This window comes from Scytonema sp. PCC 10023 (assembly GCF_963920835.1).
Lineage (GTDB): Bacteria > Cyanobacteriota > Cyanobacteriia > Cyanobacteriales > Nostocaceae > Kalymmatonema.
In genome coordinates this window covers 1-11,196 of the sequence record NZ_CAWUDP010000175.1, presented here as the reverse complement: position 1 = coordinate 11,196, position 11,196 = coordinate 1, and the positions used below count along the sequence as shown (strand labels likewise).

At 40.0% G+C, this 11,196-nt stretch carries 6 protein-coding genes; 4 read left to right on the top strand and 2 right to left on the bottom strand.

The genetic code is table 11. The features are described 5' to 3' along the window. Nucleotides 1–251: 251 nt before the first annotated feature. The 4 genes from ACM0OZ_RS46135 to ACM0OZ_RS46120 all read left to right on the top strand — a co-directional run bounded on the left by ACM0OZ_RS46135 (nt 252) and on the right by ACM0OZ_RS46120 (nt 7,622). On the top strand, nt 252–899 hold the full coding sequence (locus ACM0OZ_RS46135) for a hypothetical protein (protein WP_414589684.1): 648 nt from the start codon (nt 252–254) through the stop codon (nt 897–899). A 353-nt stretch (nt 900–1,252) separates the two neighbouring features. Next, nucleotides 1,253–2,668 carry a pentapeptide repeat-containing protein gene (locus tag ACM0OZ_RS46130; RefSeq protein WP_414589683.1) on the top strand — a complete coding sequence of 472 codons (1,416 nt, stop codon included), beginning with the start codon at nt 1,253–1,255 and terminating at the stop codon, nt 2,666–2,668. A gap of 749 nt (nt 2,669–3,417) precedes the next feature. Next, nucleotides 3,418–4,968 carry an AAA-like domain-containing protein gene (locus ACM0OZ_RS46125; RefSeq protein ID WP_414589682.1) on the top strand — a complete coding sequence of 517 codons (1,551 nt, stop codon included), beginning with the start codon at nt 3,418–3,420 and terminating at the stop codon, nt 4,966–4,968. After that, nucleotides 4,965–7,622, top strand: a complete 2,658-nt coding sequence (locus ACM0OZ_RS46120; RefSeq protein WP_414589681.1) for an AAA-like domain-containing protein — start codon at nt 4,965–4,967, stop codon at nt 7,620–7,622. Before ACM0OZ_RS46125 ends, ACM0OZ_RS46120 begins: the two co-directional genes overlap by 4 nt. A 697-nt stretch (nt 7,623–8,319) precedes the next feature. Here the strand turns inward: ACM0OZ_RS46120 and ACM0OZ_RS46115 are convergent. Beyond that, nucleotides 8,320–9,243 carry a ParB/RepB/Spo0J family partition protein gene (locus ACM0OZ_RS46115; protein ID WP_414589680.1) on the bottom strand — a complete coding sequence of 308 codons (924 nt, stop codon included), beginning with the start codon at nt 9,241–9,243 and terminating at the stop codon, nt 8,320–8,322. Further along, complete coding sequence (locus ACM0OZ_RS46110; RefSeq protein ID WP_414589679.1) at nt 9,243–9,998, bottom strand: ParA family protein; 756 nt, start codon at nt 9,996–9,998, stop codon at nt 9,243–9,245. The genes ACM0OZ_RS46115 and ACM0OZ_RS46110 overlap by 1 nt, the downstream gene beginning before the upstream one ends. Nucleotides 9,999–11,196 lie beyond the last annotated feature (1,198 nt).

Genomic DNA, 11,196 nt, shown 5'->3' with positions numbered 1-11,196 from the left:
AGATTTTGGTGGCAATTTTTTACGATCGCTCTCCTACCCCTCTGAACGGTTACGTGAAATTCGCTAATGGTGAAATATGTAAAAATCACCATTAGACTGAAAATCTAGTAGGAGTCCTACTTGAATTTTGAAGTATATTGAGACTAAAAGCTTCATCTAGCAAGACTTTTCTCTTAAAAAACTTTCAGTAATCAAACCGGATTTCTACATATCTAGTAAGTGTTTATTAAGCCACATTAATGATGGACACTATGAAGAGCAAACAAATGGCTAGAAATAGAATCAGTCAATTGGTAGCATCTGTAACTGGATTACTCTTAGCTTGTGGAATAGGACTTAATGCTAACACCGTTAATGCTGCTGATACAAGAGATGGAAAATTTGATCTCCAATATATTTCAGGACCGCTAAAAGGTAAAAGCTCAACTGGCTTATTTCAGTATGAGGAGTCACCTTTATTTTATGATGGGTATCGGATAGTTCGTATCAATGAAGGATTAATATTCCTTGAGTTCGCTTTTGAAAAACAAAAAATTACCCATGAAGATGATTTACTTTATCCTTACACCCCTCAAATACAACTTGTGAACGGCTATCCAGTAGGTTTAGAACTCCACTTAGGTGAGGGGGTTATTAACGTCAGTAAGGATACGATTTTGAATCTAAATTTATTGCCTAATAATCAGGTCTCTTACAATCTTAAAAACGACACCAATGAATCTATAGAATTCGGTGAAGGGGTAGTAAATAATATTCAGATTATAGGGGTATTCATCGGCGCAGGTGTGGTTGTATTAGCTGCTTTTAGAATTGCGTCTTTAGTTAAAGAAAAAATAGCAAATGACTCTAAAGATCTAGCAACTAAGGAAGAGCATAGTTTTGCTTTTCGGATTTGTTGATCTAGTAAATACTCCTTGATGGTTATTAAACTAAGTAGGTTAACATTGAAAAACGTAAGATACAAATTTGGCGATTACTTCGCTACTCTTCGGGTAGCCGCTTCGCGTCTACACTCCGTTACGCTAGTAATGACATTTTACGTTTAATTTGGTTGACCTACTTAGTTTTATGCATCTCCTTATTCTGACAGTTTTACAAACTGAAAGTTGAGAGGGATAGGACTGTTTCATTTTGAAATATCACTTTGTGGTATGTAAGTTGACTTTCCCAAAATAGGCATGATTGAGGGGCGAGTTGTGAAACTCGCTCCTGCACCTAGAATGCAATAGCCCTATAGAGAGGAGAGAGTTAGATGGAAGGTGAAAAATTATTTAGTCTACTTGAAGAAGAGGTTGATGTTTGGAATCAATGGAGGCAAAACAATCCTCAAATAAAAATTGACTTCAGTCGAAAAGATCTCAATAAGGTAAATCTCAAAGGAGCTAACCTTGATCAGGTAAATCTCAGAGAGGCTAAGCTTGCTGGAGCCAATCTCACTGGGGCGTCTCTTTCTGGGGCAGACCTTAGTCAAGCATTGCTATATATGGTTAATCTTAGTAAAGCTAACCTGAGCAAGGCAAATTTAAGAGGGGCTAACATAATTAAAGCTGACCTTAGCAGAGCAAGCTTTATAGGGACTCAATTCCAAAGGGCGTTTCTTATTGGCGCTAATCTCACAAGAGGTGATTTTAGAGACGCAAACCTCAGTGGGGCATCCCTCACTGCAGCAAATCTCAGTCACGCAGACTTCAGTGGGGCGAATCTTAGTGCAGCAAACCTAAGCAGAATTCAAAGTCTTTTCACTAATTTCGACAGTGCCACATTGACTGGAGTCTGCATAGAAGAATGGCACGCTAACAGTTTTACAAATCTTAATAATGTAATTTGTGACTACATTTATTTGAAGGCAACTAAACAGGAACGTTGTCCAAGTAGTGGGGAGTTTGCGCCAGGAGATTTTAGCAAGTTGTTTCAACAAGCTTTGAGTACCATTGACTTAATCTTTCGTAATAGCGTTGATTGGGAAGCCTTTGCTTACTCGTTTAGAAAGCTCCAAGTTGAAAACCTAAGCTCTGAGCTAGCCATCCAAAGTATTGAAAATAAAGGCAATGGCATAATTGTTATTAGAGTCAACGTCTCCCCTAGTGCAGATAAGCCGAAGATTTATAGCGATTTTATACAAGGCTACGAATTTGCCTATAAACTTTTAGAAGAGAGATACAGGACTGAATTTAGCAGCAAAGATGCTCAAATAGTGCATTACGGTGAAGAAGTTCAAAGACAGCGAGAACATATCAATAGCTTATTTTACTTGCTTAGTCAGCAACAAGAAGTGCAAAAAGTTATGGCAGAAAACTCTGGAAAAGTTTCTCATTACAACTTTCAGAATCCTCAGTTTGCTGGGGGTCTTTTAGATGCTCAGACAGTTAATGCTCATCAGATAGGCGGTAACATTAATAACTACACACCACATCAAAGACAGAATCTTGCTGAAGCCGCAGCAGAAATTCAGCAGTTACTCAAGCAACTAGAAGAAACTAACCCTACTGAAACTGAAAGAGTAATTGCAGCCTTAGCTGCCGATGAAATTAAGAATAATCCAACGCTGAAAGCACGGGTGATTGGTGCGCTCAAGTCTGGGGGTAAAGAAGCATTCAAAGAGGCAGTTGACAACCCACTCATTAATATTTTGATAGCGATTATTGAGGGCTGGCAAGAAGCACAGTAAAAATTTTCACATCATTTCATTAATTCTCAATTAATAGGGGTTAATGCGAAAAAGATAGAGTTTTATTGAGAATATGGCATTTTTATTGACAAGGTGCGTTTGCCCTAAGTACTTGGTCGTTCACAAGAGGGTATCTGCGTTTATTCGGCGATTTGCGCCCAAAGACAGCAGCTTCACTTTTTTGCGTTTTACCAACTTTCGATGTTGGGCATTAGGTAAGGTATCTAGTACAGACATACAGCAAGGTGCGACGGAATAAGGATTAGCGTTTCCGCCAGTATGCCAGATTTATGCAGTTTTACCAGCATTCGGTTAAAAGTTGGTATTATAAAGGATCTGTCCCACTCTAGGCGTGTGTTCCACAAAAATGCCCAATTGTCGTTTAGACATTTTAGGTACTATTAGCGCATACTATAAATCCTCCTAAACCCATGCTAATTAAGGATTTTAGAATTTAGGCGAGTGAGATACCACGCGAGCGCTTATGTAAGCAGTAATTGTATCAAATCTATCCACGTCTAAATATTTAAAATTTTAATAAGAATTAATAAATTAATTTAAGCAATATTTGCTAGCTTTTGTACAGCGAGGATTAGGGCAGTTAGAATAGAGCAATCCCTTTGCACAACATTGGCTACATTAAATTTGTTTACAGTAGCTTTGAGAATCTCTTCTAGGTCTAGTTAAAACGTTCAAAATTAAAAATGCACGATTATGTAGTCCTAAGCGGTTAAAAGAGCAAAATTACGGTGAGAAAGAAGATTCTGTTTTTGGCAGCGAATCCTAAAGACACTTCACCTTTGCGTTTGGATCAAGAGGTACGCGATATTGAGCAGGGATTAGAAAGGTCGATAAAACGGGAGCAATTTGTCTTAGTGCAGAAGTGGGCAGTGCGTGACTATGATTTACGCCGTGCCATGTTGGATCATGAGCCGCAAATTGTCCATTTTTCTGGACATGGGGCAGGAGAGCAAGGCTTGGCACTGGAGAACGATTTAGGACAAGTACAGTTTGTAAAAGCAGAAGCACTGGCTGAACTATTTAAGTTGTTTTTGGGTAAGGTAGAATGTGTTTTGTTAAATGCGTGCTATTCAGAGGTACAAGCTGAGGCAATTTGTCAATATGTTGATTATGTGATTGGCATGAATCAGACAATTGGGGATAAAGCTGCAATTAATTTTGCTCTTGGTTTTTATGATGGTTTGGGAACTGGTAAATCAATTGATGTTGCCTATAAGTTGGGTTGTAATGCTATTCGGATGGCAGGCATTCCAGAGCATTTGACCCCTGTTCTCAAGCAGGCTGACTGTGGCTTTTATGTAGAACGTCCTCTGATTGAATTTCGCTGTCATCAAGCACTTTTGCAGCGAGGTTCTCTGATTAGAATAAAAGCACCCCAAGAGATGGGTAAAACCTTATTAATGGCTAGAATTCTGACTCAGACGGCGAAGCAAGGTTACCGCACTGTGCATTTGGATCTTCATTTGGCAGAAAGGAGAGATTTCAGCAATATAGATAAATTTTTGCAGTGGTTATGTATAAGTGTTACTAGAGAACTACAATTACCAAACTATTTGGCTAATTACTGGGATGAACAGCGTTCTACTAGCAAAGTAAACTGTACAACTTACTTTGAAGAATATTTGTTGGCTCAAGATGGGAGTCCGCTAGTTTTGTGCTTGGACAACGTTGATCAAGTTTTCCCATATCTCGAAATTGCCACAGATTTTCTAGGTCTTTTACGAGCTTGGCATGAGAAGGCAACAACTCGCAAGATCTGGCAAAGACTGCGAATTATAGTAGTACATTCCACGGAAGTATACATTCCGCTTGAGTATAGTGAATCACCATTTAATGTTGGACTACCAATAGAAATACCTGAATTTAACCCGGAACAGGTACAGAAACTAGCAGAAATTTATAAATTAAATTGGAATTCAACTCAGGTTAAGTACTTAATGGATATGGTGGGAGGACATCCTTATCTTGTAAATGAAGCGCTCTCTCACCTCAAAAGTTATCCTCATCTTTCGCTTGAGCAGATTTTAGAAACAGCGGCAACAGAAGCAGGAATTTACCGCAACCATTTACGACGACACTTAAGTGTTGTCCAACAGTATCCAGAATTAAAGCAAGCACTTAAAGAGATAGTTACCGCAACCAGCCCTGTACTAGTCGAATCAAACCTGGCATACAAATTAGATAGTATGGGAGTAGTGCATCGCAGTGGTAATAAAGTAACACCTCGCTGTAACTTATATCGCCAGTACTTTTGCGCTGCTTTGGAGTCTACTCAATGAACGCAGAATTTAAGTCAATATATAAAGTTGGGGGTAGCTTACCAGCTGATGCTGATAGCTATGTGTGGCGACAGGCAGATGTGGAACTTGACAAGTGGTTAAAGTCTGGGGAGTTTTGTTATATATTAAACTCCCGACAGATGGGAAAATCGAGCTTGCGGGTGCAAACGATGCGAAAGCTACAAGCAGAAGGAGTTACTTGTGCCGCTATCGATCTTACAGAAATTGGTATTAAACAGGTCACTCCTCAGCAGTGGTATGGAGGCTTAATCAGGTGTCTCATCAGCAGTTTTGAGCTATCCAGAACGCTTAATTGGCAAAGCTGGTGGCAGGAGCGTGAGTCGCTCTCTCCTGTTCAATGCTTGGGTGAATTTATAGAAAAAGTATTATTGACAGAAATTTCAAAAAATATCGTCATTTTTATTGATGAAATTGATAACGTTCTTGAATTAGAGTTTAAAGATGATTTTTTTGCGCTGATCCGGGCTTGTTATAACAGACGTGCTGATAATCCAGTATACCAACGTCTTAGCTTTGTACTGCTAGGAGTGGCTACTCCCTCCAATTTGATTCGAGGTATCAGTAGAACCTCCTTTAATATTGGTCGAGCTATTGAACTGTGTGGGTTTGAATTGAGTCAAGTTCAACCTCTTGTTAAGGGATTGACTGAGAAAGTTAGTAACCCTCAAGTAATTATGAAGGAGGTATTGGCTTGGACTGGTGGTCAACCCTTTCTTACCCAAAAACTTTGTCAACTTATTCTCGACTTTAACTCTCCGATTCCTGCGGATGGTGAAAAAGAGTGGATTGAAAACTTAGTGCAGATACACATCATTGAAAATTGGGAGTCGCAGGATGAACCAGAACATTTGCGAACAATACGTGATCGAATTTTAAGAAATGGTCAGCGTGCTGTACAGATGCTTAGGCTTTATCTAAAAATATTAGAGGAAGCTGAAATCGAAGCTGATGGCAGTTTAGAACAAACAGAATTACAACTGTCGGGTTTGGTAGTTAAGCAGCAAGGCAAATTAAAAGTTTATAACTCCATCTACAAGGCTGTTTTTGACTCTAATTGGGCTAAAAAGGTGTTAGGCAATCTCCAACCTTATGTGGATGCGATGGAAGGATGGCTAACTTCTAATTGTCAAGACAAAACTTGGTTATTACGTGGACAGATATTACAGAAGTCACTTACATGGGCTAGTAATAAAAACTTGAGTACTCAGGATTATCAGTTTTTAATGGCTAGTCAAGAATGGGATAGACGAACGGAGAAGCAAAAACGGCAACGTGTTGTATTAAGTATAGTTATAGGACTAGGATTACTAGTACCTGTCGTACAATATCCAGCTAATATTATTACAAGTTTTTCAGAAAATTCTCAGTCTAATATTTACGGATGGCAGCCAGATCGATTTAGTCGAGGAGAGCGAATTCTCTTTAGTTCCACTGTTGACCCTAATTTTTACAGCGGCGTTCAAGCTTTTGGTGCTGGTAAATACTCTGAAGCTGTTCAATTTTTTCAAACAGCTCGGGAGGCTAATCCTAGTAATCCAGAAATATTGATTTACTATAATAATGCGTCAGCAGCCCTCCAAAAAAATTCTCGTTCGACCCTTGCAGTAGTTGTACCAGTGAGTATATCATCAAATATTTCTCAAGAAATATTGAGAGGCGTAGCACAAGCACAACATCAGTTTAATTCAAAAGCAGGATTAAATGGTAAGTTACTAGAAATTTTAATCGCAAATGATGATAATGACCCAAGTATTGCTCGAAAAGTAGCTGAAACACTGGTTAAAGACAGCTCTATTTCTGGAGTGATTGGACACTATAGTAGTTCGGCTACCACAGTGGCGCTACCCAATTATCAAAAAGCAGGTTTAGCTTTAACTTCTCCCAGTAGCACTAGTACATTCTTGTCTAGCAATGTTTTCTTTAGGACAGTTCCTTCTGACGAAGCTGTTGGTAAAAAGCTAGCTAAGTATGCAGTTAGTAAAGGCTTAAGAAGAATTGTAATTTTCTATGATTCTGTAAGTTCGTACAGTAATAATTTGAGGGAGAGTTTTAAATTAGAGTTTAAAGCACTTGGGGGTATAGTAGTTTCAACATTTGATTTGAGTAGCCCGGATTTAAATCCATACCAATCAATCACAAAAAGTATCAATCAAGGGTCAGAAGCTGCTCTTTTGTTACCAAATATATCATCTACTAATATAGCGCTTGAGATTGCTATAATAAATAATAAAAAGTTAAAGCTGTTGGGCAATGATGTGCTGTATAGTAGCCAAACTTTAGTTGCAGGCAGAAATTTAGAAGGTTTGACTTTAGCAGTACCTTGGTTTATGACTGAATCAAAATCAGAAGAATTGTTTTCAAAAGTAGCTATGCGACTATGGAGAGGAGAAGTTAGTTGGCGCACAGCTACTAGCTTTGATGCTACACAAGCTTATATTAAAGCTTTTTCTATGTCTAGTAATCTGTCTCGATCAGAAGTTATAAAAAATTTACAACAAGTAAATCTTTCACCTAATGAAACTTCAGGAGTGAGCATGAAGTTTACTCATGGGGAACGCCAAAATCAACCCGTCCTTGTTCAAGTTGTTGGAGAAAATTTTGGTACACAGTTTATGAGCTTGAACAGGGATTGATCTGAAGTTTGTTAACAAATAAAGGGGATTTCAATTTTGAGCAGCGCGGGTAAACAGTATTAGACTCAAGTCGCTTTATACAAGCGGCTGAACGCTTTTTGAATAAGAAAAAAGCTACTATTTTTTTCTCTCCAACAAGCATTTTCGGAATGAGATAAATTTAATGCTGTAATTTCATTTGAGTTTGTAATTTTGGTTAAGTCTGAATGACGGTTAGGAAGTATCCAAAATTTCATAAACCGCAACTTAGGTTTCTAAAAAGCGCAAATCAAAGCTATATAAAATTCTTGCAATGACACAGACTATGAGTTTGTGCAACTAGATTAAAAGATAGGCGTAATGCTAGAGAAAGTGTCACCTTGTGCCATATCCCGCTTGAAAGTTCCAAATCATTTTTTGAGCCGGAACTTTACTCTTTTTGGCACTCCTTTTAGTGCTTGAAATCCTAAAATTCAAGACTAAAATTATGAAAATGTTCCGACACTGTTAAAACTCGGAACTGTGTAAAGTTTTATATACTTTGACGGATAACGGCTAAAAGGTAGCCATATCAATGCTTTAAGGTACTTGGCACTTCATGACAGCTTCTCTAGCCTTAGCCCAGATAAGAAGTTTTCCCAACTTAGGGTCATAAGTTGGTATTTTGATAACGTCAGAAAGCGTAGAAAAAAAAGATGCTCCTTTAGCACAGTCTCCCCTAGCTCGACCCTGTGAGTTTCTCCAACTCATCTAAAAGCTCACTAATCCGCTCTCTCTTCTGGATATCACCCGATACTTTTTTCTGACGTAAACGCTTGCTAATCTCATTAAATCGTTCAACCAAAATCTTCTCTGGCGTTACTTCTGGTTCTGATTTCAATTCCTTAACTCGAGTCTTGATTTCCGAAAGAGCTAAGTTTTCAGCAATCGCTTTATTGAGCAATTCCAACCGCTGTTGCTCATCTTTCACTCGTGCGATCGCTTGGGCTTTCGTGTACGAAATCTCCCCACGCCGCAGTGCAGACAGGATATCGTCGGGAAGATTCAACAAAGGAAGTCGGCTAGAGCGGAAAGTTCCAGCATTGAAACGTCCTATCCCCAATAAGACTGATTCAATCTTATCAACTTGAATCAGAACGTTCTGATTCAATTCGAGACCTCTTTGTTTGGCGTTGAAATTCTGGTGCAAAATTGACACAACTTCCTGATTCTCTATTTCCAGAGACAGCGCCAGCAGCTCTAGCACTGCCTCAGTTTCTTCCACCGGATTCAGGTCTTCCCGCTGTAAGTTCTCCATCAGCGCCACTTGCAGAGCTTGTTTGTCATCGAAATCACGCGAGACAATAGGTATCTCAACTAATCCCGCCTCACGTGCTGCTCGTAGCCGTCGCTCACCAGCTATCAGTTCGTATTCCCCATCATGGAGTGGGCGAACTAGCACTGGCTCCAAAATGCCGTGCTCTTTAACTGACTGCACGAGTTGATCAAGCTTCTCAGGGTCGAAGTAGCGACGTGGTTGCTTGAGAGGTAATCGAATCTTGTCAATTGGAACTGTCGTCGTAGATTCGTTAGGAGAACTACTGAGGTAGGCATCAACTGTATTTAGTTTTGGTGCTACCCGACTAGATTTTCTTGTTGGCATTAAATTTCCTCCAGTTTCTGAGCTATGGATTCAAGGAGTTGCACGGCTGAGTGTTTAGGATCGTAAAGTGCTAGAGGCTGCCGTGCCATTGAGGCATCAGCAAAGCTAATCGCTCTAGGAATAGCAGGAAAAATTGGAGCGATTGCTCCCAGTTGTTCATTAATTCCATCAAGGATAACTTTCCCAAGGCTAGTACGGCTTTCGTGCATCATGGGCACTACCCCAGCAAGCGCCAGCCCAGGATTAATACGTTCTCTGACTTGGCGGATAGAATCTAGCAGCAGCTCTACGCCTAAAAAAGCTTTAAAGTGCGTTTGAATTGGTACAAGGACATGAGTGGAAGCTACCAAGCTCAGAATACTGAAAATTCCCAATGTCGGAGGGCAATCAACCAGGACAAAGTCATAATTGGACTGTACAGGTAATAACGCTTGCTTGAGTCTCCATTCACGAGCTATGACCGAATGAAGCTGTACTTCAACAGCACTGAGAAGAATGTTACTTGGAACTAAGTCTACGTCGTGCAAATTGCGGTGGAGCGGTAATGGAGTATCTTTTAACAGTGAATCGGCAATGGTTTGCTTCAACTCGAATGGTTCTAAACCCATGAAGGCAGTCAGCGATGCTTGAGGATCAATATCTACTAGCAAAACCCGATGTCTCAGTTGAGCAAGCTGATAGCCCAAATTCTGTGTCAGAGTGGTTTTACCAGTTCCACCTGCTTGATTAAACAGAGAAATAATTTTGAGGACCACAGCAATTGGTGAAGCAACTAGAGTTAGTTTAGCTTAACTTTAGTATGGATTTGGCTCCTAAAGTCAAAGATATCCCAGCGGTGCTGCATCCTTCTATTCCTCTTTGGAACTCGCTCACGTATAATACAAACGGGTATTGAGGTATTAAAAGAAACCCGGTGTAACGTTGTTTCATTTACAGCTAGAGCATTTGCACAACGAATTCGGGGATATTGGAATGTAGCAAACAAAGTGCATTATGTACGCGACGACGTGACTCAAGGTGAAGATGCTTCTCGTATTCGGACGACTCCATTGGTTCAAATCTAGGCGATTGTCCCTTGGACAGTGCTTTCTCTTGCAATCGCACGTAATTTTGCTCTCAATTTATTTATATCGCTGCAATGGGTTTGAGAACATGGCTCAGGCGTAGTGACGTTCCACTTTTGGTCTTACCACACTTATGCACCTATTTAGAATGAAATAGCCCTGCCCTTCTCCCCATTGTGCCAACAGCTGCCTCATATCTTTGAACGCAACTCTGTATAAAGACTAGGGAGCAAACCGTTAACAGTGGTAAGAGCTACCCAAAAAGAAAAACTCGTGCAGCCTTGGGTCAAATCTGTGTAAAACTGGGCAACCCTCCCCACGAGTAATCGTGGTGCGCCTTACAGATACTCGTGGTGGGAGCATGCCAGGGTTGCCCAGTTTTACATACTTTTAATGAAAGCCATCATGCCAAAGTCCGCTTTCCAGCCCAAACACCCAAAATTTGCGTATTTCTGGTAAAAAAGTGTTGAACAAAGCAAAGCTCCAAGACACGCCGAACCAAAAAAAGAGTGTCAGCAATCAGCGTGCTTGAAAATTTTGAGCTATTGAAAATTTTGAGCTATTATGGATAAACAGTGGCACAAGGCGCACTCACTAGCCAAAAAATCAAGGGTCAGAAAAAAGTTTGGATTGCCCCTTGACAAAAAAAAATCCGGTGGCTAGACTAGATAAAGTGTGAAAAAAGAAAACACACGCCGAACCAAGAAAAAGTAATAGTTTGAAAGCTAATAGTAGCAACAATCCTCGTCAAACAAATCAAGTCAACGGGGGAACCCGAAGACAAAAAATCAAAAGCGGATTTCGGAAATTTATTTCCGGGAGCTAGCGAAAAACTCAAAACGGAGAGTTTGATCCTGGCTCAGGATGAACGCTGGCGGTATGCTTAACA

What these genes read in the sequence shown, in the direction of transcription:
- ACM0OZ_RS46135 (WP_414589684.1), top strand. Translation starts at nt 252, where the DNA reads ATGAAGAGCAAACAAATGGCTAGAAATAGAATCAGTCAATTGGTAGCA.
- ACM0OZ_RS46130 (WP_414589683.1), top strand. Translation starts at nt 1,253, where the DNA reads ATGGAAGGTGAAAAATTATTTAGTCTACTTGAAGAAGAGGTTGATGTT.
- ACM0OZ_RS46120 (WP_414589681.1), top strand. Translation starts at nt 4,965, where the DNA reads ATGAACGCAGAATTTAAGTCAATATATAAAGTTGGGGGTAGCTTACCA.
- ACM0OZ_RS46115 (WP_414589680.1), bottom strand. Translation starts at nt 9,243, where the DNA reads ATGCCAACAAGAAAATCTAGTCGGGTAGCACCAAAACTAAATACAGTT.